Genomic DNA, 24,000 nt, shown 5'->3' on the forward strand with positions numbered 1-24,000 from the left:
GTTACGATCTCCATCGTCTGAGAGCGTAACCCCTCACCCGGTTGGCTTCTCCAACCACCCTCTCCCACAGGGAGAGGGTTCGTGCACACCGATTCTACACTAGCATATCTCGCCTGCGGCGAGCACATCATCCGATCATGCGCCGCGTGAATTAAAAACCTGCGTATAGCGCGCAATCGACGCCTCGTCGGTCATATTGATGCGCAGCGGCGTGACCGAGATCCGGTTCGAGCGCAAGGCTTCAAGATCGGTACCTGCGCCGACAGCCGACGTAAACCGCTCGAAGGCAATCCAATAATAGGGATTGCCGCGCCCGTCATGGCGCGGCTCGATCTTCATCGTCTGCGCGTCGCGCCGCCCCTGCACGGTGACGGATGTACCTTCGACCTTATCCGCCGGACAATCGGGGAAATTGATATTGATGAATGTATTCGGATCAATGCCGGCCTTCAGGATCTGCTTGATGAGACCCGGCGCGTGTTTCTCCGCGCAGTCCCATTGCTCCGTCGTGGTCTGATCCTCGTGATGCCCATAGGCTTGCGAGAGAGCGATCGACGGGATGCCGAGGAACGTGCCTTCCATCGCGCCCGCGATCGTGCCGGAATAGGAAACGTCTTCTGCTATATTATGGCCGCGGTTCACGCCCGACAGCACAAGGTCCGGCGGATTGTCGAGCATGAGCGAGCGCACGCCCATGATGACGCAATCGGTCGGCGTGCCCTTCACCGCGAAATGACGCGGCGAGATTTTGCGCAGCCGCAAAGGATCGTTGAGCGACAGCGAATGCGCGACGCCGGACTGGTCGGCCTCGGGGGCCACGACATAGACATCGTCCGACAGGATCTTCGCGATGCGCTCCAGCACGGCGAGGCCAGGGGCATGAATGCCGTCGTCATTGGTGACCAATATGCGCATCAAAGCTTCTCGATTTTCGTGATGCCGCCCATATAGGGCAGCAAGGCGTCAGGCACTGTGACGGAGCCGTCTTCGTTCTGATAATTTTCGAGCACGGCGACAAGCGCGCGGCCGACCGCGACGCCGGAACCGTTCAGCGTATGCACGAAGACCGTGTCCTTCTTGCCCTCGGGGCGGTAGCGGGCCTTCATGCGCCGCGCCTGGAAATCGCCGCAGACGGAGCAGGACGAAATCTCGCGATATTTGCCCTGCCCCGGCAACCAGACTTCGATGTCATAGGTCTTTTGCGAGGCAAAGCCCATGTCGCCGGTGCAGAGCGTCACGACGCGATAAGGCAGCTTGAGGCGCTTTAGCACTTCTTCGGCACAGCCGAGCATGCGCTCGTGCTCGGCCTGCGATTGCTCGGGCGTCGTAATCGAGACGAGTTCGACCTTGGTGAATTGATGCTGGCGGATCATGCCGCGCGTGTCGCGCCCGGCAGAGCCCGCCTCGGCGCGAAAGCAGGGCGTGCAGGCGGTGAGCCGCATCGGCAATTGCGTTTCGTCGAGGATCGATTCGCGTACGAGATTCGTGAGCGGCACTTCGGCTGTGGGGATGAGCCAATGTCTATCTGGATTGGTAGTGAGGTTAAACTCGTATTGAGCGCTAGGATCGCCAGCAGCTACATGTGTAAAGGCATCGACGCCCTCTCGACTAATAATTTCTGCTGCAGCACTAAACGACGCTATGACGGCGTGCTTGGCTTGCTGCTCGATAAACGCCCCAGAAGTTGCGAGGAATTGATCGTCGTAAAACTTCGGCAATTGCGCCGTGCCGAACATCGCCTCGTCCTTAACAAGGATCGGCGGGTTCACTTCCATATAGCCGTGATCGCCCGTGTGCAGATCGAGCATGAATTGCCCGAGCGCACGTTCAAGCCTAGCCAGCGGGCCCTTATTCACGACGAAACGCGCGCCGGACAATTTCGCCGCGGTTTCGAAATCCATCAGCCCCAAGCCTTCGCCGATTTCGAAATGCTCCTTTGGCTGAAACGCGAATTGCGGGATCTCCCCGAACTTGCGCAGCTCGGGATTGTCGTTCTCGTCATGCCCGAAAGGCACATCGGGCAGAGGCGTATTCGGGATTTCAGAGAGCTTTTTGTCGAGCGCTTCGATCGCCGCGCGCTCTTCCGCCTCGAAGGCCGGCAGCGCGTCCTTCAGATCTGCGACCTCGGCTTTCAGGGCATCGGCCTTGGCCATGTCCTTCGCCTTCATGGCCGCGCCGATTTCTTTCGACGCTGCGTTGCGGCGCTCCTGCGCCGCCTGGCTTTTGGCGATGGCCGCGCGGCGCGTGTCGTCCAGCGCGAGAAGCGCATCGGCGAGCGGATCTAGCCCGCGCCTTTTGCGGCCTTCGTCGAAGAGGGCTTTGTTCTCGCGGATCCATTTGATGTCGTACATAGCAGCAGCATAAGGCTCGCTTGAACCCTCTCCCAGAGGGAGAGGGTGGTCGGCGTAGCCGACCGGGTGAGGGGTTAGGTTCTCCATATAAGAGAAACCTATTTGAAGCATCCCAGTGGGGTACGTTCATGGTGAGGATCGTAACCCCTCACCCGGCTGCTTCGCAGCCACCCTCTCCCTCTGGGAGAGGGTTTAAGTCCCGCCGGCTTCGGCTTGTTCCTGAGCGCGTTTCTTCTCGATCATCGCGACGGCGACGATCGACGCCTCGTAGAGGAGCAGAGCCGGAACGGCAAGCGCCAACATGGAGAAGATGTCGGGCGGCGTCAGCAAAGCCGCGACGATGAAGCAAAGAACCACCGCATAGCGCCTTTGCGCCCGCAGAAATGCCGCGTCGATGATGCCGACCCGGCCCAGGAGCGTCAGGACTACCGGGAGCTGGAAGGTGATCCCGAAGGCGAAGATCAAGGTCATGATCAAGGAAAGATATTCGCTGACGCGCGGCAGAAGCTCGATCTGCGCCTTGCCGGGCTCTTTCGCCTGCTGCATGCCGATGAAAAAGCTCAAGAGATTCGGCATGACGACGAAATAAACGAGCAGCGCGCCAAGCGCGAAGAAAAAAGGCGTCGCGAAAAGATAAGGCGCGAAGGCGCTGCGCTCGTGCCGATAGAGGCCCGGCGCCACGAAAGCATAGATCTGCGCGAAAATGATTGGACAGGACAGGTAGGCGGCGGAGAAAACCGCGACCTTGATCTGGGTGAAGAAATACTCCTGCGGCGCCGTATAGATCAGCTTCGCGTCGGGGCCGGCCACATGTTCGAAGGGCACAAGAAGAAGATTGTAAATATCCCTGGCGAAATAGAAACAAATGGCGAACATGATGAGGAAAGCGAGCAAGGCCTTGATGAGCCGCGCCCGGAGCTCGATCAGATGATCGATCAAAGGGGCGCGCGTGGCCTCGATATCGGCGTCGGTCATGATTGCAGGTTCACAGAAGCTTGGTCATGGCGCGGCCGGCGGCGACGCCTTGACCATTTCGGGCTCTTGCGAGAGCTCCTTGGCGACCGGCAGCTCGACCTCGACCGGCGGGCCTTTCATCGGGCCTTCGGCGGGGAGTTCGGCGGCCTGCGGCGGCAACATAAGCTCGGCCGGCACAGGGGTAGATGACACGGGCGGCATTGGCTCGGACTGCATCGACGTGGCCTTGGGCGCTTCTAAGGCTTTGACGGCCTCGGTCATCTGGCTTTTGACCTCGCGGATCGGGTCATAGCTAACGTTCACCCGCGCGGCCTCCGCCAATTTCTGGGCTTCGGCCTTGATATCCGCCATGTCGGCCTCGTGCATGGCATCCATGAATTGTTTTTGGAAATCCGCCGACATGCGGCGCAATTTGGCGACGGCCTGGCCGACCTGCCGCAATACGCGCGGCAATTCCTTCGGCCCGATGACGACCAGCGCCACGATCCCGATGATGAAGAGTTTGCCGACGTCGAAATCGAACATGGATGTGACGCTAACCGGGCTTAGAGCAGCGGACGTTCATATCGAACGGTCCGGAGCTTAAGTCTTTTAATCGCATCGGATTAATCCGAAAACCGCTTCGCACTTTTCGGTCCGATGCTTTAGCCGACCTTATGCGTCTCCGAAATCTTGCTGGCCTCGGGTGCTTGCTGATGATCGAGGCTGCGCATCGGCTCAGGCGTGCGCGCCTGCTCGGTGCTACCGGCCTCTTCGTCGCTCAAGCCCTTCTTGAAGGACTTAATGCCCTTGGCGACATCACCCATGATGTCCGAGATCTTGCCCTTGCCTCCGAAGACAAGCAGGACAACGGCACCGACGATGATCCAATGCCAAATCGAAAAACTTCCCATGGCGGACCTTCCAATTGGCGAGACGCCCTTGCGCCCAGATTACGTGCCCACAAACTATGCTCGGCACCCTGGAAAAACAAGCAGAAGCACGGTTCTTTGACGAACCGGGGTCGATTTTAGGTAAGGAGCACCGATTCGGCCGTAAAATGCCGCAGCTTTCCACTATCTAGGCATAAGGCCGTTTTCTACACGGCATAAATGATGCTACAGACCCGGCCAGAGATGAGTCCCAACCGGCCACGAGGATGAAATGCCGCTTCGCGCCTTCCATTGCAATGATTGCGAGAACGAGTTCGAAACCCTTGTCCGTTCCTCGGACGTCGAGGTTCCCACCTGCCCGGCTTGCAACAGTGCAAACCTCCAGCAGGAAATGTCGAAAATCTGCGGCAACATCACATATCCGGCCATTGCCAAGTCCTGGCGCCGCGCCGCCTATGCGGAAGGCCATATGTGCAATGTCGACAATAAGGAACTGAAAGCCCTCGGCGCCAAGCCCATCAAGAAATAGAGCCGCAAGACATAAGGCGAGCCGCCTTCGCGCCCCCGGACGGCTCAGCCTCTGTTAAAATATCTCGAGACATAATTGGCGAGGCTCGCGGCATAGGTCCGGCTGCCCGGCTTGACCACATGCCGCGTCACCTCGGTCTGCTGTTGCCCTTCGCTGGACTGAGGCGGCCGCTTGTCGGAGCGCTTATCCGGACCTTCTCCCGATTCCTCCGGCGCATTGCCTTCGAGGATCGTGAATCTGTTCCAGCTTCGTACGATCAGCCCGCTGATGTCGTCCATCATCGCGAAAAAGGCGGGGACGAAGAGCAAGGACAGAAGCGTCGATACGATCAGGCCGCCAATCACCGCGATCGCCATAGGCGAGCGGAACTCGCCGCCGGCACCGATCGCGAGAGCCGAGGGCGCCATGCCGGCGACCATGGCGACCGTCGTCATGATGATCGGCCGCGCCCGCTTCTTGCCCGCTTCCACGATGGCCAAGGTGCGGTCCATGCCGCTGGCAATCGCCTCGATCGTAAAATCGACGAGCATGATCGCGTTTTTCGTGACGATGCCCATCAGCATCAATATGCCGATGATGACCGGCATCGAAAGCGGTCGTCCGGTGACGAGCAGACCCAGGATCGCGCCGCCGATTGAGAGCGGCAGCGAAAACAGAATGGTCACCGGCTGGAGGAAACTGCCAAACAGCAGGACGAGCACGGAATAGACCATCATCAGGCCGTCGCGCATGGCATCGGCGAAGCCGCCGAAAAGCTCGGCCATGGTTTCGGCGTCGCCGGCCTGCTTGACGCTAATGCCTGGCGGCAATTGCTTCATGATCGGCAGGTCGTAGATGGCAGTGATCGCATCGCCCAAAGCGGAATTGCCGACAAGATCAGCCTGTAATGTCGCCTGCCGCTCACGGTCGAAGCGTGCAATGCTGATCGGCCCCTGGCTCAATTCGATATTGGCGATCGATTGCAGCGGAATGCTGCCGCCGGAGCCCGTCGGCACGCGGAGATTGCCCAAAACCTGCCGGTCTGTGCGGGCGTTTTCTGCGAGCTGGACCCTAATCGGCACCAATTGATTGCCGGTGTTGAACTTCGCCAGAGCCGGACCGAAATCGCCAATCGTCGCGATGCGCAGCGTTTCAGACAGGCCTTCCGTCGAAACGCCGATGCGGGCCGCGAGATCGCGCTTCGGCTTGATCAAGAGTTCCGGACGATCGAGCGACGTCGCCGCGACGACATTGGTGACGAGCGGGATCGTGCGCATGCGCGCTGCCAATTCCGCCGCGAAATTCGAAACCGTGGCGCCGTCGGCGCCGGTCACGATCAGCGAGACCGGCCGCTGACCATTGTCGTCCAGGAACCAATAATGGATGTCCGGCACATCTTCGAGTTCTTTGCCGATCGCGAGTTCAAGCTGATGCACGCTTTGGCTGCGTTGCGTCTTCGGCGTGTAATTGATGACGAGCGCGGCTTTTCGGACTTCCATGGTCGAAGGCGGAATCCGGCCGCCGTCGATGAAGACGCTTTGGATTTCCGGCCGCGTTTTCAAGTGCGTGACAATGTTCTCCGTCACCCTCTGCGTGTCGGAGAGCTGCGCGCCGGCCGGCAGCTCGACGGCGAGAAGCGAGCGCGCCGTATCCTGCGCCGGCAGAAAATTCGACGGCAGAAGTTTCGTGCTGAGAATCGAGAGCACGAACAGCACGAGACCGATCAAGACTGTAAGATAGCGATGCTCGATCGACCATTGGACGAGACGCCCGTAACGCTGGACGATCGGGCCCTCTTCGACTTCCGCCTTTTGATGGCGGGTGAGGAAATAGGCGGCCAGCATCGGGGTGATGAGGCGCGCCGCAAGCAGGGAGAACAGCACTTCCGCCGAAACGGTCAGGCCGAATTGTTTGAAGAACTGCCCGGCAATGCTGCCCATGAAGCTCACCGGCGCGAAGACCGCGACGATGGTCAGGCTGATTGCGATGACGGCGAGGCCAATTTCGTCGGCTGCGTCTATCGCCGCCTGATAGGGCGTCTTTCCCATCCTGATGTGGCGCACGATATTTTCGATTTCGACGATCGCATCGTCGACGAGAATACCCGTGGCGAGCGTGATCGCGAGCAGGCTCACCATGTTGAGCGAGAAGCCGAGTACATCCATGACCCAGAAGGCCGGCATGATCGACAAAGGCAGCGCGATCGCGGCGATCACGGTTGCGCGCAGATCGCGCAGGAAGATAAAGACCACGATGACGGCGAGCGCAGCGCCTTCAAAGAGGGTGCTCATCGCCGATTCATAGTTGCCGAGCGTATATTCGACCGAGGTATCGATGCGCTTCAAATCGACGTCCGGATTGGACGCTTTGATCTCGTCCAAGACCTTCGACACGTTTTCCGCGACTGTGACATCGCTCGCGCCCTTCGAACGCAGAACGCTGAAGGCGACGATGGGCTTGCCGTCGAGGCGTGCGAAGGTGCGGGGCTCCGCGATCGTATCCGTGACGGTGCCAAGATCGTCGAGGCGGATTTCGCCACCCTTCGGCAGGCTGATCATCGTGCCGGCCAATTCAGCCAGCGTGCGGGCGCCGGCCAATGTCCGGATGGTCTGATCCGTGCCGCCGAGTTCGGCGCGGCCTCCGGCAAGATCGATGCTATTGCCGCGCAGCCGCCGGCTGACGTCGGCTGCGGTAAGACCAACGGCCTGCAGCTTATCCGGATCGAGCGAGACGAGAATTTCGCGATCGACGCCGCCGATGCGCTGGACCTGGCCGACGCCGCGCGCGCCTTGCAGCTTGCGTTTGACGACGTCGTCGACGAAGAACGACAATTGCTCCGGCGTCTTGCCGGCCGCAATCGCGGCGTAGGTGACGATCGGCAGGCCGACAATATCGACGCGCTGGATCAAGGGCTCGTCGATGTTGCGCGAGAGATTGCCTCTGATCCGCGTGATCGCGTCCTTGATATCGTTCAGCGCGCGGTCGGTATTGGTCTCGAGCCGGAACATGATGACCGTCGCCGAGACGCCGTCCGTCACCGTCGAGGTAATGTGGCGCACGCCTTCGACGCCCGACACGGCGTCTTCGACGGTTTTCGTGACCTGAGATTCAAGCTCGGCCGGCGCCGCGCCAAATTGCGTAATGATGACGGAGATCACCGGCAGATCGACGTTCGGCAGGCGCGTGATCGGCAATTTGTTGAAGCTGGCCCAGCCGAGCGCGAGCAGAACCAGGCCAAAGACGACGGCTGGAAGCGGCCGCTTGATCGACCAAGCTGAAATATTGACCGCCATTAGCGCCGCCTTTGGTCTTGTTCGTCGATCGGCCTTGTCGTCACTTCATCGCCATCGCGCAGCGAGGTGCCGGCATGCGCTACGACGAGATCGCCGACCCGGACGCCTTCGCGGATTTCGACATTATGATCGGAATAGAGCCCAAGCCGGACGCGATGCGTCTCGATGATATGGCCGTGCACGATCTGCACGCTGACGCCGTCGCTGCCATGCAAAACGGCCGAGCGCGGGACGGAGACCCCGCAACTGCGGCTCGTATCGATGCTCGCCCGAGCGAACCCCCCGGCGCGCAGCGGAAAATCGGGTGAAACCGAGAGCCTCACATGGCCCATGTGGGAAACCGGATCGATTTCGGCGGCGACGAGCCGGACGCGCCCGCTGACCTCGCCTTGCTCGACTTTGATCGAAGCCGTCTGTCCCTCGGCGATTTCGGCGACATAGAGACCGGGTACTTCGGCATCGACCTCGATGACACTGTCGGCAGCGATCTGGAACAAGGGATCGCCGCGCGGCGATGACACGGCGCCAATATCGGCCCGGCTCTTGATGATCGTGCCACCGGCGGGCGCATGCAGAAGAAACGAATTCGGCAGGCCGGGCATCCCCGGCGCGCCCTGCCCGGCTGCCGCGGGCTGGTTCGCATCCGTGGCGATCTTCGCGACACGGACCAAAGCCTGGTTGATGGTCACCTTGTCGCCCTCGGCCGCGAAAACCTCGGCGACCTGATAGCCTTCGAGATCCAGGGTCACGATGGCGGGAGTCCGAGGCACCAGAAAGCCGGTGACGGTCACGACCTTCGAAAAGCAGGCCTGGGTCGCGGACGTGACGAGGACGGTCGTGCTAGCAGCTGCTTCCTGCGTCGGCTCCTCGGCAAAAACCGGGCTCGAAAGAACGCCCGCGATAAGGATCGCGAGCACATCTCGACGCAACGGCAAACCCAAACAAATCATCAGAAAACCATGTAAGCGTAAGCTGAAAAGGGACAGGGATACCGGCGCCAAACTAAAGCAATTTGCCATTCGCTCAAGAGAGCGCCTCAAACAGGTGCTGGGAAGCCGGGATTTTATCACGGAAGCTCTCGCAAAACCCGAAAACCGTTCGTGTAATAGCGCACATTCGCATCGTAGAGAAAACGCGAGGACGAGCGTGCCGGTCCGACTGCTGCTGCCGCGAATGAAAAAGCCGTCTCTTCATCGAGGATCGATCCGCTCGGCGGAAAATCTATGTGCGGACACAGGCCCGAAACCATTCTGAGAAATGCGAAAAAAGCCCGCACTCCTTATCACCCGCTCCTCGCTGCGTCCATGCGCAGCGAGCGAACCTGAAAGTCCTAGGTCTTTTGCCTGCGATAAGACGGCAAGATCGGTCCTTCTTCCTCATTGATGCTTTACATCCAAGCCAGAGCCGATAGTTTAGTGCGGCGCGAAGCACCATGGTATCGCAACCGCGCCGTGATTCCCGCTGTTATCCTCCTCTTGTTTTAAGATCGATGGAGGGTGTGCATCGGCGCATTTATTGGAATGGCAAAGTGAAAAGATAAGGGACGAATTTTGCGACCGAGGCTTACGCATCGTGGCGCGAAAATAATATCGTCCGATCATCACTCGAACCGAGGCGTCCGCATTTCGGCCTGCCCTTTTTCAAGACTGTATCTTTAAAAAGGACATTGCCGCACCGGAGCCGTCGATCAGGATAGAACGTCCATGAGCCAATCCTCCGACGTCGCTTCTCGCCGCATCCTTTGCGTCTTCCCCCGTTATGTGCCGTCGTTTGGAACCTTCGAATATGCCTATGCGCTGGCCGATGGCGTCCAGGCTTTCATGCCGCCTCAGGGCCTTCTCATCATAGCCGCGACTCTGCCGAAACATTGGGAGGCACGCTTCGTCGACGAAAATATGACGCGCGCCACGGATGAGGATTTCATTTGGGCCGATGCGGTTTTCGTCAGCGGTATGCACATTCAACGCCGGCAGGTCGACGACATTTGCCGCCGCGCCCACGCGCATGACAAGGTTACAGTATTGGGCGGCCCCTCGGTCTCGGCCTGCCCCGAATATTATTCGAGCTATGATTATCTGCATGTCGGCGAACTCGGCGATGCGACCGAGGAGCTGATTGCGATTCTTGCCAAGGACACGGCAAGGCCTCCACATCAAGTGGTCCTGGCGACAAGGGTGCGGCGCGATCTCTGCGATTTCCCCATCCCCGCCTATGAGCTCGCCGATATTCCGCATTATTTTCTGGGCACCATCCAGTTTTCGAGCGGCTGTCCCTATACCTGCGAATTCTGCGACATCCCCGGCCTCTATGGCCGCGTGCCGCGGCTGAAGAGGCCCGAGCAGGTGGTCGCCGAACTCGACAAGCTCGTTGCCTGCGGCGTGGCGGGTTCAGTCTATTTCGTCGACGATAATTTCGTCGCGAACCGCCGCGCGCTGCAGGGTCTCCTGCCGCATCTTGTCGAATGGCAGAAGCGCAACGGTTATTCGATCAGCCTCGCCTGCGAAGCCACGTTGAATATTGCCCGGTCTCCCGAAATCCTGCAGCTGATGAAGGAAGCAGCCTTCATCACGATCTTCTGCGGCATCGAAACGCCCGATCCGGACTCGCTCGTCGCGATCGACAAAGAACATAACATGCATCTGCCGATCCTCGATGCGATCCGCGCGATCAACGATCACGGCATGGAAGTGGTCTCGGGTATCATACTCGGCCTCGACACGGATACGCCGGAGACGGGCGGCAAGCTTTTCGACTTCATCGAAAAATCCAAGATCGCGATGGCGACGATCAATCTGCTGCAGGCCCTGCCCCGCACGCCGCTCTGGGACCGGCTCACGCGCGAAGATCGCCTTCGCCACGACGAAGATCTCGAGTCGAATGTGGCGTTCCGCATGCCTTATGACTCGGTCCTGGCCATGTGGCGCGACTGCATGGCGAGGGCCTATGAACCAAAGACGCTTTTCTCGCGCTACGAACATTTCGCCAGCGCCACTTATGTGAACCGTCTGAAGCGGCCCTGGAGCCGCCAGCGGCTGTCGCCGGGCAATATCCGCAAGGGACTGCGCATTCTTTCAAATATCTTCTGGAAGATCGGCTTGCGCGGCGATTATCGGCGCGTCTTTTGGGGCTTCGCGCTGCGCCGCCTGATCCGCGGCCAGATCGAGCCGATCATCTCCGTCAGCCTTGTCGCGCATCATCTCATCATGTTCGCCCGGGATGCTACGACCGGACGCGGCAATGCCTCGCATTATTCGGCCAAGATGCGCATCTTGGAATTGGAAGCGCCGGCGACAGCCGCCGAATAGCAGTCAATGATGTGGCCGCCGCCCGCTTACTTCTGTCCCTCAAGCGGCACGGGCCGCACCGGATCGCCTTCGCGCAAAAAGGCGCCGGCCCGCGCGACGACGATCTCGCCGGCGACGAGGCCTTCTTGAATCTGCGCATCCTTGCCGGACAGCGGACCTATTTTGACGAGCTTCGTCTCGACATGATTATTGCGCACGACCTGCACGACCGAACCTTGCGGGCCATAGAGGATCGACGACAGCGGAATGGTCGCGCCGCAGACGCGCACCGTATCGATCGAGGCTTTGGCGAACATGCCAAGCCTGACGCCGCTCTTGCTGCGCAATTGAATCCGCGCGCTTGAGGATTGCGTCAGCGGATCGACCTGCGGCTCGATGAGCCGCACTGTGCCTGCGAGTTCCGTCCCGTCGAGCGCCTCGATCCGCGCCGTCTGGCCGGGTTTGATTTTCGCGGCTTCGGTCAAGGCGACTTGAACGACGAGTTCGAAATCGCCATCGCGGATGATCCGAAACAGCGGATCGCCGCGCGACGAGGCGGGCATGCCGATCGCCAGGGTTTTGTGGAGGACCGTCCCTGTCGCAGGCGCCGAGACCGTCACATTATTGGGGCCCGCCGAAATATATTCGGGGCGCACAAGTTGCGCCAAAGCTTGGCCGGAAGTGACCGACGCGCCATCTTCGACAAGCACCTTCGAAATCTTCAGGCCTTCGACGTCGGGACGCACGAGAACCTCTTCCCGCGCCTCAATATGGCCAGTCAATTGAATGCTATCGACGAAACAGGCGCTCTTCGCTTTGATGGTGCTGACCGCCATGCCCTGCGGCTCGGCGGCCCTCGCCTGCACGACAAGGCAAATGCTGGATACGAAAAGACAAAGGAAAATCGAAAAACCGGCGCGTCGCGCCAGCGAAATCGGTTCTCTGCAAAAAAGATTCATGATGCCGGCTCGGACCCGGGCGCCCAACGCGGCGCCCGCATAACTTGTCTCATCTTGTCTACCGCAGGACAAGTGCACCTTTTTAAGGCCGGCCGGACGCGCGCGGCACGGTGCGATTACCCACCGTGCCATGCGCGTAAACGTCAGAGTCCAAAGCAGGCATTGATCGATTTTTCAAATTCCGGCGGCGGCGCGACCATCTTTTCCGGGCGGCCGCGGCCGAGTGCGCCGGTCGAGCGGGCGCGCAGATAAATATAGATCGGGTCGAGATAGCACATGACGTTTTTATTCTCGCCGAAGCTCGGCATCACGAGATCGTTCGAGGTATTGACGTCCTTTTTGCCTTGAATGACCGTCGCCGTGAAATCCGCATAGCTGAGCGTCTTCAGCGCGTCGACGAGCGATGGCGCGTAGCTTGATCCCAAGCCGTCAGGACCATGGCATGCGAGGCAGTTCGCACCATACTGCACGAAGCCGACGTTGGTGTACCAGTCAACGGTACCGTCTTTGGCGATGTTATAGGTGGGTGTACCGGATGCATCCATATATTCGCCATTGGTATTGCTAACGGCTTTGGGATCGCCCGGCGGATCGGCGATCGCCACCGTGCTCGACAGCATCAAAATACCCGCGAGCGCGAAAACGACGTGCGAAACAGAGTTCATGACTTCCGTCCATCCTTGGGTCCCGCTCCCTTTTTATACTGCGAAATGCGGAACGGCTTCCTGTTGAAGCGCCTGAGCTCATATCGATTGGCGCTCATAGCGGTTTGAATATAGGGCGCAGTTTTTGGAAGAAACGATTGGCTAATCTTTCGCCATCGCAAGGGTTCCTTTTGCAAAATCTATTAGCTTGGATCCAGCCCGATGCGCTAGTTAGAAATGTTTTATGATTATCATATTCCTGATATATTTCATGACTTCACATAAAATTTATGATGGCCCAGACGACATCGCGGAACCGCGGCCTAGTTATGCAAAGGAGCAGCTCACGGCCTCGTCGGCAGCAAACCATCTTCGTCCATAGCCGCAGCGCGGTAGCCAGCTCTCACGAACCATTTCCTTGGAGAAGGTCCATGAAAATTCGAGCTGATAAGAGACTATGGATCGGACTAGCCCTTTTATCCGGGTTTGCCGGTGGCGGCATTGCTCTCGCCCAGGCACCCCGCGGCGTCAGCAGTTATATGCCCGTCGACATCAAGGAATCCTTTCAGACGATCATGACGCGGCTGAAAGGCGAGAAAGCTGAAGTCGAGAAAGAACATACGGCACTCCTGAATGAGCGTTACGATCTGTCCGACCGGCCTGCGCCGGGCGTCACGATGGATCGCAAGAAACCCATTCAAGAAGGCGTTCGCGTCAAGCTTCCCGCGGGAGCGACCTGGGACCAGCTCGCGAGCATGACGCCGGAGCATATCCGCGACGAAAATTTATTCCCCAAAGGCTTCTACCCGCTGCCGCATCCGAAACATTCGGAAGGCGGTTTCGTGTTTCCACATTTCGTGATCGATGAAATAAACCGTCAGGAAAAGCGCGATCTCACCCGTTTCGACATAGACTATGACCTGCCGGATCAATTCCTGCCGGAGTTCCCTCCGGCCATGTATCTCAATCAGCGCACGGACCTTGGCGACGTCTCGCAAGGCAAGCTCGTCACGATCAACAATTATTATGAACTCTTCAACGGCATTCTGCCGCCGAAGCAGATCGAGGGATTGCGGCTTCTCGTAACGCCGTTTCCACAGCAGCAGTTCAACGAGACCGAAGACCGCCGCTCGGAAGAGCCAAGCCGGGGTGCCGCATGCTTCGATTGCCACTCGAATGGCCACACCAACAAGGCGACGCATCTCGCGCCCGATGCGCGTCCGCAGGAAGCCCGCCATCGTATCGTCACCCCGTCTCTGCGCGGCGTTCAGATCCAGCGGCTGTTCGGTTCACAGCGCGCCCTCAAGACCGTTGAGGATTTCACCCAATTCGAGCAGGCTGGAGCCTATTTCGACGGCGACCACGTGATCGCAGCAAAGAAGGGCATGAACCCGCTCGACCGAATCAATCAGGTCGATCTGATGGCGGAATTCCAGGAGGAGCTCGGTTTCCCGCCGGCGCCGAAACTTGACGTGTTCGGCAAGCTCGATCCGGCGAAGGCGACACCCGCGGAGCTACGCGGGCAGGACCTCTTCTTCGGCAAGGGTCGATGCGGCACCTGTCATACCGCCCCCTATTACACCGACAATCTCATGCACGATCTGCAGACAGAGCGCTTCTTCAAGCCGGTCATGATCAACGGATTGTGGGAGACCGGCGACGGTGCCATCAAGACCTTCCCACTGCGGGGCATCAAGGACTCGCCACCCTATCTGCATGATGGGCGCCTGTTGACCCTCGACGATACGGTGGAGTTCTTCAACCTCGTCCTCGGCACGAAATTGGAACCGCCGGAAAAGCAGGACCTCGTGGCCTTTCTCCGCACCCTTTGAGGTGCGGACCTCGAGAGGTTCATGGCCATAGCGCCATGAACCTTCGCACCTGAAACCGATAGCCCGGCAGTCGATGCGTCTGATCGAACGGGATCACGGGGGAACGAAAGCGCCCCAGTTTCGCCGCATGGTCGAGAAAAGTCGGACCATTGCGGGGGAAAGTCGAGGAAAATCAAAACTGGCTAAGAGAGGATGGAGGCCTCGCCCGGAATCGAACCGGGGTGCAAGGATTTGCAGTCCTCTGCGTAACCACTCCGCCACGAGGCCTCTAGCGCCGTAGGCCTGAAGCCGCGCGCGACAGGGCTATAGCAAAGGAAGGCCGCCCGTCGCAAGGAATGCTTCACATCTATCCCGCGGCAAGATGGTCGGGCACCCCATTTCCTATGGGCTTGTTTTCACGCAAGATCCGATCCGGAGCGCTTGGCGTTTTTCGGGGGGCAGGCCATAAATGCCGCTTTGCAAAGCCGGCGGCTCCTTGCTATATGCCGCCCACCGCATGCGTGCGTGATCCCTGATAGCTCAGCTGGTAGAGCAATCGACTGTTAATCGATCGGTCGCAGGTTCGAGTCCTGCTCAGGGAGCCAGTTAACTCTCCTAACAATCTGATATTAGTGATAATTCAGGCAGTCAGCCACGGCCGCGCGGCGCGATGGCGGAGGCCGTTGATGGCTCCGCGTAGAGCTCTATCCCTTGGCGCGCCGCAATCGCAGGATTCCGCTTGTTGACCGCGTTCAGTCGGCCAGGCATCCGGCTTCGAACGAGCTTACTTCGTTTCATCAATAATGAGTGGCGGCGCCGGCGAAGCGATAGGCGCCTCGTCACCCGTTAGAGACTCCCTCAAATCAGCGAGCGCTTTGTCTATTTCGCCGCGATGCGCTTCGAGATGGGCAATCTGGGCCGCGATTATTTCCGGGGGAAGTGCACGGGCTAAATCTTGGATGCTGACGGTGTCTTTTACCGAGTCAATAAAGTCGCAGATCTCGGTCAGTGTGAAACCAAGGCTTTTCCCTTTGATCACAATCTCAAGGCGGCGGCAGTCCTGCGCCGTGTAAAATCGCGTGGAACCGCGACGCGCGGGCCGAAGCAAACCTCGATCTTCGTAGAAACGCAATGTACGCAAGCTGAGGTTATAAATTTTGGCTAGTTTTCTAATCGATAATGGCTGCCGACGATCTTCAGGCTCTCCACCAGTTCCGCCTGCATCATTGCCCGAAACATCACCATAATTTCGACTGGAAGCGCTCATCTCCCTGCCATGCCGAAACGAGCTAGTTTATTCAAAATATCATTTCTATTCAATGACATATGAATTACATACTCACCCGAATTGATGAATTTAAACGCAATTTTGAGCCTTTGAGTAAGCCGGACTGCCGATCTGGCGCCGCCCGATGCGCAAGCGTGCGTTAAGCATCAGCCCGCGCCAAAGTTCCCGCCCGACCTAAACGAGCGAAACAGGCCGATCCGCCTAAATGTGGAATCTCTCTTTAATTCGGTGAACCGCACGCAACAGGCCGCGCCGCCTCTAAGGGCAAATGCGCTTTCACCGGCAGTCAAATACCGCATCGCCGCCAATATGATGCAAATTTATCACGCGCCTGTCGAATGCACCGACCCCGTGGATCCTAAGCGAGCCTTGAGAATTATCTCTTCGGAAGCACACGGAACCTTTCGGGGGATACCCATCATGAAACAGATTTTTCTTGCCGCCATCCTGGGCGGTCTGTCGACTGCGGCCTTTGCTGCGGACCTGCCGTCTCGCCATGCCCCGCCAGCCTTTGTCCCGCCGCCGCCGATCTTCACTTGGACAGGCGTCTATGTCGGTGGCCAGATTGGTTATGAATTCGGCCGCGATAATGCCTTTTCGGGCTTCGGTGGTTCGACTTCATCGCCGACCGGCGTCGTGGGGGGCGCGCATATCGGCTATAATTACCAGATCCAGCAGTTCGTTGTCGGCCTCGAGGGCGATGTGAACGGATCGAGCTATCGTGGCAGCGGAATCAATCCGCTCTTGGGAACGACCGTCACCACCAAGACTCCGATCGACGGGTCCGTTCGCGGCCGTGTCGGCGTGGCCTTCGACCGGGCCTTGTTCTATGCGACGGGCGGCGTCTCCTTCGCGTCGATCCAGAACAATTATGTGACCTTCCCCTTCGGCTCTTCGCAGATCACCTCCGGCCGCGTCGGCTGGACGGTCGGCGGCGGCGTCGAATATGCGGTCACCAACAATTGGTCGGTTCGCGCGGAATATCGTTACACCGACTACGGGCATCTGACCGACTCGCCGGTCTTTGGCCCGATCACGACGCATCACCAGACGGACAACCGCGTGCAGGTGGGCTTCAGCTATAAGTTCGATACTTATGCTCCGCCGGCGCCGGTGCTCGCCAAATACTGAGTTAAGTCTGAGTTCCTTTGGACGCTCGTTGAAAACTGCGTCGCATGCACCCGCCATCGACCTCCGGCTCTTTCCAAGCCGGAGGTTTTTTTGCCTCTGCCGGGCGAGTACCTTCGGGTTGCGAGCCAAGGGCGAGAAGAGCGAGCTAGGCATCGATCCCGGGCACGGCAAGCAGCCGCTGCCGCAGCGCCAGCCGCACAAGCTCGATATCCGAGGTGACGGAAAGCTTGCTCTTGATGAGATAGCGCGTATTGGCCACGGTTTTCGGGCTGACATGGAGCGTCTCGGCGATCTCGTCCGTGGTCTTTTCCGCCAGCAGCATGCGCAGCACTTCGAATTCGCGCGGCGTCAAAACGTCGAGCGCTTGCGGCTCGCCGGCGAGGCGGCTCAGGGCAAGCTCGTGATCGATATCCGGGCTCAAGGCAGTGCGGCCTTTCAGCACGTCGAAGACAGCGCTGAGAAGCGCTTCCGGCGGGCTGCTCTTGGTGACATAGCCTTTGGCCCCTGCCCGGATGGCCTGCACGGCATAAGCCACGTTCTGATGCATGGTGAAGACGAGAATCCGCGCTGCATGATCCCATTGCCGGATGCGTTTGACGGCCTCGATCCCGCTGAGGCCCGGCATCGTCAAATCCATGATGACAAGATCGGGCGTCGCCTCCTTGTATAGCCGATAGGCTTCCGCCCCATCGCCCGCTTCGGCGACGACCTGCAACCCCGGCTGCTTCTGCAGCAGCGATCGATATCCCTCGCGGACGATGGCGTGATCGTCGACGAGCATGATTTTCGTACGGGCTGCTGCCATCATGACGGACATCCCCCGCGCGCCATGCCCGGCGCCGGAATCACCGCATGCAAAATCAATCCGGTCGGCTGCCGCGCCTCGAAGCGCAATTTGCCGCCGAGCGCGGCAATGCGCTCGCGCATCCCGAGAAGGCCCATTCCGGACTTGCCCGCGAGGTCGATGCCGGTAGCCTTGCCATCATCGTCGATGACCATTTCGATTTCCTGCGCACCCTGCCCAGCATTTTCGGCGTCAGCCCCGCGCAAATAAAGATGCAAGCCGACCCGTGTCGCCTCGGCATGTTTCGCGGCATTGGTGATGGCTTCCTGCGCGATGCGATAGAGACTGGCGCCGAAGGGTGACGGCAAAGCGTCGAAGCCGCCGCGAACCTCGATTTCAAAGCGCGTCTTGCCCCGGCTGCGGCTATTCCAGCCGGCGACCAGGCTTTCAAGGCTCGACGTGAGGCCGAGTTCGTCCACATCGGGCGGGCGCAGCCTGATAAGCGCACCGCGCAGCGTTTCCATCATATGGGCGGCGGTGCGTGCAATGCTCTGACATTCGGGCAGAAGCGCCGGGCATTCCTCTTTCGCCGTCTGACCCGCCGAGGCCGCGACAGCCGAGATGGCGGCAAGGCATTGGCCGAATTCGTCGTGAAGCTCGCGCGCCAGATTGAGCCGTTCGTCGTCCTGAACCACGATCAATCGTTTTGTCAGTTCGTTGCGCTCGGCGAGCGTCTTCTCAAGAGTCTCGGCGAGCTGATTGAAGACGTCGCGGATCGCCGAGAGTTCGGCCAGATCGAAAGCCGGCATGCGCGTTGAAAACTCATTGCCGGCAAGCCGCTCGAGGCCGGCAACGATCACGCGGGTCGGACGCAAGGCCCGCGCCAACGCCGCATAGACCAGAATGCACAGCGCCAACAAAGTGATCGCCATCACGGCAAAGAGCCGGTTTGTTTCATGCCAAGCCTGCGCGATCAAACTGTCCGGATTGACGGAGACCACGGCTTCCCCTTGCGCCTCGTTCCGGAAGACGACTTGGCTCGCTGCTTCGGTACCGGGCTTGAAGATGCTCCTGTATACTTCTGAAAAATATTCGGGCGCGCCGGTCTCGCCGGATTGCGTGCCGCTGCAAAGACGCTGAAGAATCTCGCCGCTCTTCGCGCGATAAGCGATGCAGAGACCAGGAGCCATGAAGGACGCAGCGATCACTTGCAGGTCGGGAAAACGACCGATCGTGTTCTTGACCCACTGGCCCTGATCCTGCTGAAGCTCCAAATCCTTTGCGACGATTTTTGCGATTCCCTCGGCCTTCATGCGTGCCGATTGATCGCTGTCGAACAAGACGTAAGCCGAGGCTGCGATAAAACAGAGCGCCGCGAGCCCGGCGACGCGCAGCGCCAGTCTCAGCTTGAGATCGATCGGGCGTGACATCGGTGTCATTTCGAAACCTTTAATAGAGCAGCCAAGCGTAACTGTTCGCTGCGGCGACAAGCCATTAAGGGGCAGAACGGAGGCTGTGGGAAGCGGTTAGCGGAAATGCGGGAAAATTGCCCGGCTCGCGCCGGGCGAGGCGCCGTTTCAGACACTGCACAGCGGGACTATGCCAATCCGATCGACCCACACGCCGGAGAAAACTCGCCACATGCATCGCGTCATCATCTCAAGCGCCGCCGTTGCTTTGTGGCTGGGATCTCTCAATCTCGCACATGCCGATGTGAGCCCTTCCGAAACGCCGCAAATCGCCATGGCCGTGATCGATTTCGACTATGTCGATACGTCCGGTGAAGCCAAAGACCAGACCGATGAACACGAGAAGCGCTTGGACGCCTTCATGAGCGCACTGCGGCAGGATCTCGCGGCGAGCGGCAAATACAAGATCGTTGCGGCCGCCTGCCATCCGGACGCATGCCGGGTCGGACGATCGAGTCTTGCAGACCTTCAGACCGCAGCCCGCGAAGCCGGCGCAAAAATCCTGCTGATGGGTGGCATTCACAAACTGAGCACACTTGTCCAATGGGCAAAGGTCCTGGCCATCGATGTCGATACCAATGCGGTCACCTTCGATCGATTGCTGACCTTTCGCGGCGATACGGACAGCGCCTGGAAGCGCGGCGAAGATTTTATCGTGAGCGAAATCACCGCGCCCGCCGCGCGTGAGCCGAAGCCTGCAGTCAAACTCGCCGTTTTCGATTTCGAGCTGGAAGATTTCAGCCCCGGCGCCGCCGTCACCAAAGGCAGCGCAGAAGACGCCCTCCAATTGGGCCGCGTCACGGACGAGGCTCGCCGGCTAATTTCACAATCGGGGCGCTATGATTTGATCGATGTCGGCGGCGCCGATGGAGAACCCGTGAAGAGCCACGATTTACGGCAATGCAATGGTTGCGACGCGGCTATCGCATTGAAGCTCGGCGCCGACCAATCCATGGTCGGGATCGTGACACGCATCACGCGAACGGATTATGCGGTGACCTATCGCATCCGCGATGCGAGGACCGGCGCGGTTATCGCCGTCGAGCAGACCGATCTTCGCATCGGAGCCGATTATTCCTGGAACCGCGGCGCCGCCTGGCTGATCAAAAATCGTCTGTTGAAGGACCAGGAACAACCCTAGCCGCTCAAAGTCTGATGTTTTCGTCGAAATCCTCGATCGGGAGCGGCGTGTCGAATTCGACAGCCATGCCATTTTCAAAGGTGCGCGCGACGCGGCCGGGTGTTGCGCCAAGGAGGACCTTGGTGTCGTTTGGAATTTTGAGCTCGGTCGCAATGGCTGCGCCTGATACGGAGACGTCGATCAATTTGACGATATGCTCCTCACCATTCTCAAGCAGAACGCAATGCCGCAAGATCGGCACGATCCTCTCGTGCCTGCGATCCTCTTCCCGAAGCGAGTCGCGGTTGAGAAGCCAAGTGAGCTGATCGGCGATCCGTTCCCGCTTATTGCCCGGAAGCGCAAGGGCGATCGCAAAGCCGAATGGCGTATGGCGGATAATGCTGCCTTCGACGCGTCCGATATAATCGAGATAGACGATGACGCGTTCGCCGACGGCGCCACGCACCGGCGCGGCCAGCGAAACGCCTCCAGCCGACATATCGGTCGTGCGGCATGGGAATTCGCGCTTGTCTTCAAGCATGTAACGGCCGGCGATCGAGACCGACACACGATGATAGTTGCGGCGGTCGTCGGGCTCTCCGGCGGACGGCGAGGTCCAGTTCATTGACGAAACTCATCTGCTGTTCTTGGCGATCCGTCACGGCCAAGAGTTAGCAGGATGAAGTTGCAAGAGCTGAACTATAAAACGTATAGTTTTAGATTATTCGCGTTTTCATGTCGTACATTATAGTATAAAGCAAAGCTTCCGGGCTAATGAGTATAAATACGTATTTGTCATATCCACCTTCTTCTTGGCCGAAGCCCTTAGGGCAATGTTCAATGCAAAGCTTTCACTTTTTCTGCGCACGGCGTGTCACGTATTTTACCACCGGCAGATAAAGGGGATAAGGCAAAAGGCACAATGCCTTGGCGAACCAGGCGAGTCGGCGCGGGAAGGTAATCTCGAAACCGCCGGTCTCGAATCCGTCGCAGATGCGTTTAGCCGCTTCATCCGCCGTCATTAGAAACGGCATTTCGAAAAAATCATTATGCGCGTTCATCTCGGTTTGGACGAAGCCGGGATTGACCACTTGCACAGCGACGCCGTCGTCATCGACGGTAATGCGCAAGGCCTCCGCCATATTGATCAGCGCGGCTTTGGTACCGCCATAAGCGAGCGAGCCTGGAATGCCGCCATAACCAGCAATTGAAGAGGTGATCGCAATTTGGCCGGACTGCCTTTTGCGCATCGCCTCGAGCACGGGCGCAAGTGTGTTCACGACCCCGCCGACGTTGATCTCGAAGGTCTCCGCGATGACCTCGGCTGAAAAGCCATCGCGCTCGGCCGGGAAATAGACACCGGCATTGAGAAAAGCGAGCGCTATCGGCCCCAAGGATGCTTCAATCTCGGCGACAAGCGCCGCCATGGCCGCGCGATCCGTGACATCCCCCTGAAACACGAAGATGTGCCCTGGAGTGCTCGCCGCGAGGCTTGCCAAAGCCTCGGCGCGCCGCGCGGTGACGGCGACACGATAGCCGCGCCGCACGAGTTCCTGCGCCGCGGCACGCCCTATGCCTGAACTTGCACCGGTAATCCAGGCAAGGCCGTCGCTGGGTTTGGCACGATAGACCATCTCGTTTCCTTCCCTGTCGGCTGAAGTTTTGCTTCCTCATACCGCAATCGGAGAAAAATCTCCTCCTCGGCTCGTTTCAAGTGTCGTTTCACAAGCGAGATCAAAGGTTTTTTGCTCCGCGACAAAAGGCGCTCATGCGACGGAAGGCTTGCGAGGGCGGTGCGATAAACGTAGTTTTTCCATAAAGGAAGAGACCAAATGACATCACCGCAAAATGTGATCGAGGCGATCGGCCATACGCCTCTCATCAAACTTCGTCGCGCCTCCGAGGAAACCGGCTGCACCATTCTGGGCAAAGCCGAATTCATGAATCCCGGCGGCTCGGTCAAGGACCGCGCCGGATTGGCCATTATCGAAGATGCGATCAAACGCGGCACGCTGAAACCGGGCGGATTGATCGTCGAGGGGACGGCGGGCAATACGGGCATCGGGCTTTCCCTCGTCGCCAACGCGCTTGGCTACCATACGGTGATCGTTATTCCCGAGACCCAGAGCCAGGAAAAGAAGGATCTTCTGCGCCTGCAAGGCGCCGAGCTGATCGAAGTCCCGGCCGTCGCCTATTCCAACCCCAATAATTACGTGAAGCTCTCCGGCCGGCTGGCCGAGCGTTTGGCTAAGGAACATCCGGCCGGCGCGATCTGGGCCAATCAATTCGACAATGTGGCCAATAGGCAAGGCCATATGGACACGACCGGCCCGGAAATCTGGGTGGAGACGGAGGGCAAAGTCGACGGCTTTTGCTGCGCCGCCGGAACGGGCGGGACGATCGCCGGCGTCGGCATGGCCCTGAAGGCGAAGAACGACAAGATCAAGATCGCGCTGGCCGATCCGATGGGCGCCGCGCTTTACGCCTATTACACAAAGGGCGAGCTGGCCTCGTCAGGATCCTCGATCACCGAGGGCATCGGCCAGGGCCGCATTACCGCCAATCTCGAAAATGCGCCGATCGATGCCGCCTATCAGATCACCGACGAGGAAGCGCTGCCGATCCTCTACGATCTCGCCGAGCACGAGGGGCTTTTGCTGGGCGGCTCGTCCGGCATCAATGTCGCGGGCGCGATCCGGCTCGCCAAGGAATTGGGACCCGGCCATACGATCGTAACGATTTTGGCGGATTCGGGCGCGCGCTATCAGTCGAAACTCTTCAACCCGGCCTTTCTGCGCGAAAAAAATCTGCCTGTGCCGGGGTGGATGGACAAGGCGCCGAGCATCAAGCCGGATTTTGTTTGAGACTGAATAATCGTTTCTGAGCGCCCTCGCCCTTCGAGACGCGGCTACAGCGGCCCCTCGGGGTGAGGGCTAAGCCGCACTAGAAAGCCTCATGCTGAGGGGCACGCGAAGCGTGCGTCTCGAAGCACGAGGGCGGCGTGCGCCCTTTTTTGAAACTGTATGATTACTGTTCAGCCGAAGTGCAGGACCATCATCGCGAAGCAGCCGAACCAGGCGGCGAACATCAGGACGGGGGCGGCGAGGTTGTCGTGGCGGCGGGTCATGGCGGGCTCCTGTTCGGTGATCAGAAACTCGCATAGGCACGGCTTGGCGGATGTGCGGCTACGCACGGGGCAAGCCCCAGCGGCGAACACTCTATTTATGCGCCCTTATATCGGCCCGGACAGACTGGATATCTTCGTCCGACTGCCACTGATAATCGGCATGCACTTCGGCCCGCGAAATATCGCATAATTCGATATCGACCTGATCCATCTGGAACCCGACATCCTTCAGGATGCCGATCGTTTCAGATGTGGTCATGCGATTGCAATATTGAACGTCGTTGTTCAGCAGCAGATTCCAGGTCTGGTGCGAGTATTTCAAATATCGTTTCGGCCGCCTGTTCCCCTCATAGACCGAGATGCTTCGTTATCGTTGTCGAGCAA

General features: G+C 59.1%; 21 protein-coding genes and 2 tRNA genes. 7 read left to right on the forward strand and 16 right to left on the reverse strand.

Annotation, left to right across the window (positions count from 1 at the left end; genetic code table 11):
- Window positions 1–135 precede the first annotated feature (135 nt).
- The 5 genes from surE to A3OQ_RS0114740 form a co-directional block, all read right to left on the reverse strand.
- The gene (gene surE, locus A3OQ_RS0114720; protein WP_020176176.1) at window positions 136–915 is read right to left on the reverse strand and encodes a 5'/3'-nucleotidase SurE; all 780 of its coding nucleotides are present in this window, start codon (window positions 913–915) and stop codon (window positions 136–138) included.
- Window positions 915–2,351: a serine--tRNA ligase gene (serS, locus tag A3OQ_RS0114725; protein WP_020176177.1), complete on the reverse strand. Its 1,437-nt coding sequence runs from the start codon at window positions 2,349–2,351 to the stop codon at window positions 915–917. Before serS ends, surE begins: the two co-directional genes overlap by 1 nt.
- Before the next feature lie 192 nt (window positions 2,352–2,543).
- Window positions 2,544–3,326 carry a twin-arginine translocase subunit TatC gene (tatC, locus tag A3OQ_RS0114730; protein ID WP_020176178.1) on the reverse strand — a complete coding sequence of 261 codons (783 nt, stop codon included), beginning with the start codon at window positions 3,324–3,326 and terminating at the stop codon, window positions 2,544–2,546.
- Window positions 3,327–3,350: 24 nt separating this feature from the next.
- The gene (gene tatB, locus A3OQ_RS22585; protein WP_020176179.1) at window positions 3,351–3,851 is read right to left on the reverse strand and encodes a Sec-independent protein translocase protein TatB; all 501 of its coding nucleotides are present in this window, start codon (window positions 3,849–3,851) and stop codon (window positions 3,351–3,353) included.
- Between the two features lie 119 nt (window positions 3,852–3,970).
- Window positions 3,971–4,219 (reverse strand): twin-arginine translocase TatA/TatE family subunit, encoded by a 249-nt coding sequence (locus A3OQ_RS0114740; RefSeq protein ID WP_020176180.1) that lies wholly within the window; start codon window positions 4,217–4,219, stop codon window positions 3,971–3,973.
- A 250-nt stretch (window positions 4,220–4,469) separates the two neighbouring features.
- Here A3OQ_RS0114740 and A3OQ_RS0114745 point away from each other — a divergent pair, with 250 nt between their 5' ends.
- Window positions 4,470–4,727, forward strand: a complete 258-nt coding sequence (locus A3OQ_RS0114745; RefSeq protein ID WP_020176181.1) for an FmdB family zinc ribbon protein — start codon at window positions 4,470–4,472, stop codon at window positions 4,725–4,727.
- Between the two features lie 44 nt (window positions 4,728–4,771).
- On the opposite strand, the gene A3OQ_RS0114750 is transcribed toward A3OQ_RS0114745, so the two are convergent.
- Together A3OQ_RS0114750 and A3OQ_RS0114755 are read right to left on the reverse strand one after the other, a co-directional pair.
- Complete coding sequence (locus tag A3OQ_RS0114750) at window positions 4,772–7,999, reverse strand: efflux RND transporter permease subunit (protein WP_020176182.1); 3,228 nt, start codon at window positions 7,997–7,999, stop codon at window positions 4,772–4,774.
- On the reverse strand, window positions 7,999–8,928 hold the full coding sequence (locus A3OQ_RS0114755) for an efflux RND transporter periplasmic adaptor subunit (RefSeq protein WP_161607345.1): 930 nt from the start codon (window positions 8,926–8,928) through the stop codon (window positions 7,999–8,001). The genes A3OQ_RS0114750 and A3OQ_RS0114755 overlap by 1 nt, the downstream gene beginning before the upstream one ends.
- Window positions 8,929–9,702: 774 nt before the next feature.
- Here A3OQ_RS0114755 and A3OQ_RS0114765 point away from each other — a divergent pair.
- Window positions 9,703–11,304, forward strand: coding sequence for a B12-binding domain-containing radical SAM protein (locus A3OQ_RS0114765; protein ID WP_020176185.1), 1,602 nt, complete (start codon window positions 9,703–9,705; stop codon window positions 11,302–11,304).
- A 26-nt stretch (window positions 11,305–11,330) separates the two neighbouring features.
- Here the strand turns inward: A3OQ_RS0114765 and A3OQ_RS0114770 are convergent, their stop codons facing one another.
- Both A3OQ_RS0114770 and A3OQ_RS0114775 read right to left on the reverse strand, forming a co-directional pair.
- Window positions 11,331–12,242, reverse strand: a complete 912-nt coding sequence (locus tag A3OQ_RS0114770) for an efflux RND transporter periplasmic adaptor subunit (protein WP_040581191.1) — start codon at window positions 12,240–12,242, stop codon at window positions 11,331–11,333.
- 143 nt (window positions 12,243–12,385) lie between these two features.
- A complete protein-coding gene (locus tag A3OQ_RS0114775) occupies window positions 12,386–12,907 on the reverse strand; it encodes a c-type cytochrome, methanol metabolism-related (protein WP_020176187.1) in 522 nt (173 codons plus the stop codon).
- 410 nt (window positions 12,908–13,317) lie between these two features.
- Here A3OQ_RS0114775 and A3OQ_RS0114780 point away from each other — a divergent pair, with 410 nt between their 5' ends.
- Window positions 13,318–14,718: a cytochrome b6 gene (locus A3OQ_RS0114780; RefSeq protein WP_040580118.1), complete on the forward strand. Its 1,401-nt coding sequence runs from the start codon at window positions 13,318–13,320 to the stop codon at window positions 14,716–14,718.
- Window positions 14,719–14,911: 193 nt separating this feature from the next.
- On the opposite strand, the gene A3OQ_RS0114785 is transcribed toward A3OQ_RS0114780, so the two are convergent.
- Window positions 14,912–14,985 (reverse strand) — tRNA-Cys (locus A3OQ_RS0114785).
- 241 nt (window positions 14,986–15,226) lie between these two features.
- Between A3OQ_RS0114785 and A3OQ_RS0114790 the strand changes: the two genes are divergently transcribed.
- A tRNA-Asn gene (locus A3OQ_RS0114790) sits at window positions 15,227–15,302 on the forward strand.
- 179 nt (window positions 15,303–15,481) lie between these two features.
- Here A3OQ_RS0114790 and A3OQ_RS22590 read toward each other — a convergent pair.
- Window positions 15,482–15,964: a MerR family transcriptional regulator gene (locus A3OQ_RS22590; RefSeq protein WP_083931598.1), complete on the reverse strand. Its 483-nt coding sequence runs from the start codon at window positions 15,962–15,964 to the stop codon at window positions 15,482–15,484.
- Window positions 15,965–16,405: 441 nt separating this feature from the next.
- On the opposite strand from A3OQ_RS22590, the gene A3OQ_RS0114805 reads away from it, so the two are divergent.
- Window positions 16,406–17,116, forward strand: coding sequence for an outer membrane protein (locus A3OQ_RS0114805; RefSeq protein ID WP_020176191.1), 711 nt, complete (start codon window positions 16,406–16,408; stop codon window positions 17,114–17,116).
- A gap of 145 nt (window positions 17,117–17,261) precedes the next feature.
- Here A3OQ_RS0114805 and A3OQ_RS0114810 read toward each other — a convergent pair whose 3' ends face one another.
- Window positions 17,262–17,921 (reverse strand): response regulator, encoded by a 660-nt coding sequence (locus tag A3OQ_RS0114810; RefSeq protein WP_026595847.1) that lies wholly within the window; start codon window positions 17,919–17,921, stop codon window positions 17,262–17,264.
- Window positions 17,921–19,330 (reverse strand): sensor histidine kinase, encoded by a 1,410-nt coding sequence (locus tag A3OQ_RS0114815; RefSeq protein ID WP_020176193.1) that lies wholly within the window; start codon window positions 19,328–19,330, stop codon window positions 17,921–17,923. The genes A3OQ_RS0114810 and A3OQ_RS0114815 overlap by 1 nt, the downstream gene beginning before the upstream one ends.
- A 211-nt stretch (window positions 19,331–19,541) precedes the next feature.
- On the opposite strand from A3OQ_RS0114815, the gene A3OQ_RS0114820 reads away from it, so the two are divergent.
- Complete coding sequence (locus tag A3OQ_RS0114820) at window positions 19,542–20,510, forward strand: DUF3280 domain-containing protein (RefSeq protein WP_020176194.1); 969 nt, start codon at window positions 19,542–19,544, stop codon at window positions 20,508–20,510.
- A gap of 4 nt (window positions 20,511–20,514) precedes the next feature.
- Here A3OQ_RS0114820 and A3OQ_RS0114825 read toward each other — a convergent pair whose 3' ends face one another.
- Together A3OQ_RS0114825 and A3OQ_RS0114830 are read right to left on the reverse strand one after the other, a co-directional pair.
- The gene (locus A3OQ_RS0114825; protein ID WP_020176195.1) at window positions 20,515–21,114 is read right to left on the reverse strand and encodes a PilZ domain-containing protein; all 600 of its coding nucleotides are present in this window, start codon (window positions 21,112–21,114) and stop codon (window positions 20,515–20,517) included.
- Window positions 21,115–21,340: 226 nt separating this feature from the next.
- Window positions 21,341–22,123, reverse strand: coding sequence for an SDR family NAD(P)-dependent oxidoreductase (locus A3OQ_RS0114830; RefSeq protein ID WP_020176196.1), 783 nt, complete (start codon window positions 22,121–22,123; stop codon window positions 21,341–21,343).
- A 198-nt stretch (window positions 22,124–22,321) separates the two neighbouring features.
- Here A3OQ_RS0114830 and A3OQ_RS0114835 point away from each other — a divergent pair, with 198 nt between their 5' ends.
- Window positions 22,322–23,353, forward strand: coding sequence for a cysteine synthase A (locus A3OQ_RS0114835; protein WP_020176197.1), 1,032 nt, complete (start codon window positions 22,322–22,324; stop codon window positions 23,351–23,353).
- 354 nt (window positions 23,354–23,707) lie between these two features.
- On the opposite strand, the gene A3OQ_RS0114845 is transcribed toward A3OQ_RS0114835, so the two are convergent.
- Window positions 23,708–23,938 (reverse strand): hypothetical protein, encoded by a 231-nt coding sequence (locus tag A3OQ_RS0114845; RefSeq protein ID WP_020176199.1) that lies wholly within the window; start codon window positions 23,936–23,938, stop codon window positions 23,708–23,710.
- Window positions 23,939–24,000 lie beyond the last annotated feature (62 nt).

This window comes from Methyloferula stellata AR4, assembly GCF_000385335.1.
Lineage (GTDB): Bacteria > Pseudomonadota > Alphaproteobacteria > Rhizobiales > Beijerinckiaceae > Methyloferula > Methyloferula stellata.

Coding starts and splice junctions, on each gene's coding strand:
- A3OQ_RS0114745 (WP_020176181.1), top strand. CDS start 4,470: ATGCCGCTTCGCGCCTTCCATTGCAATGATTGCGAGAACGAGTTCGAA.
- A3OQ_RS0114830 (WP_020176196.1), bottom strand. CDS start 22,123: ATGGTCTATCGTGCCAAACCCAGCGACGGCCTTGCCTGGATTACCGGT.
- A3OQ_RS0114835 (WP_020176197.1), top strand. CDS start 22,322: ATGACATCACCGCAAAATGTGATCGAGGCGATCGGCCATACGCCTCTC.
- A3OQ_RS0114765 (WP_020176185.1), top strand. CDS start 9,703: ATGAGCCAATCCTCCGACGTCGCTTCTCGCCGCATCCTTTGCGTCTTC.
- A3OQ_RS0114740 (WP_020176180.1), bottom strand. CDS start 4,219: ATGGGAAGTTTTTCGATTTGGCATTGGATCATCGTCGGTGCCGTTGTC.
- A3OQ_RS0114810 (WP_026595847.1), bottom strand. CDS start 17,921: ATGGCAGCAGCCCGTACGAAAATCATGCTCGTCGACGATCACGCCATC.
- A3OQ_RS0114770 (WP_040581191.1), bottom strand. CDS start 12,242: ATGAATCTTTTTTGCAGAGAACCGATTTCGCTGGCGCGACGCGCCGGT.
- serS (WP_020176177.1), bottom strand. CDS start 2,351: ATGTACGACATCAAATGGATCCGCGAGAACAAAGCCCTCTTCGACGAA.
- A3OQ_RS0114780 (WP_040580118.1), top strand. CDS start 13,318: ATGAAAATTCGAGCTGATAAGAGACTATGGATCGGACTAGCCCTTTTA.
- A3OQ_RS0114825 (WP_020176195.1), bottom strand. CDS start 21,114: ATGAACTGGACCTCGCCGTCCGCCGGAGAGCCCGACGACCGCCGCAAC.
- A3OQ_RS0114815 (WP_020176193.1), bottom strand. CDS start 19,330: ATGTCACGCCCGATCGATCTCAAGCTGAGACTGGCGCTGCGCGTCGCC.
- surE (WP_020176176.1), bottom strand. CDS start 915: ATGCGCATATTGGTCACCAATGACGACGGCATTCATGCCCCTGGCCTC.
- A3OQ_RS0114750 (WP_020176182.1), bottom strand. CDS start 7,999: ATGGCGGTCAATATTTCAGCTTGGTCGATCAAGCGGCCGCTTCCAGCC.
- A3OQ_RS22590 (WP_083931598.1), bottom strand. CDS start 15,964: ATGAGCGCTTCCAGTCGAAATTATGGTGATGTTTCGGGCAATGATGCA.
- tatB (WP_020176179.1), bottom strand. CDS start 3,851: ATGTTCGATTTCGACGTCGGCAAACTCTTCATCATCGGGATCGTGGCG.
- A3OQ_RS0114820 (WP_020176194.1), top strand. CDS start 19,542: ATGCATCGCGTCATCATCTCAAGCGCCGCCGTTGCTTTGTGGCTGGGA.
- A3OQ_RS0114805 (WP_020176191.1), top strand. CDS start 16,406: ATGAAACAGATTTTTCTTGCCGCCATCCTGGGCGGTCTGTCGACTGCG.
- A3OQ_RS0114775 (WP_020176187.1), bottom strand. CDS start 12,907: ATGAACTCTGTTTCGCACGTCGTTTTCGCGCTCGCGGGTATTTTGATG.
- tatC (WP_020176178.1), bottom strand. CDS start 3,326: ATGACCGACGCCGATATCGAGGCCACGCGCGCCCCTTTGATCGATCAT.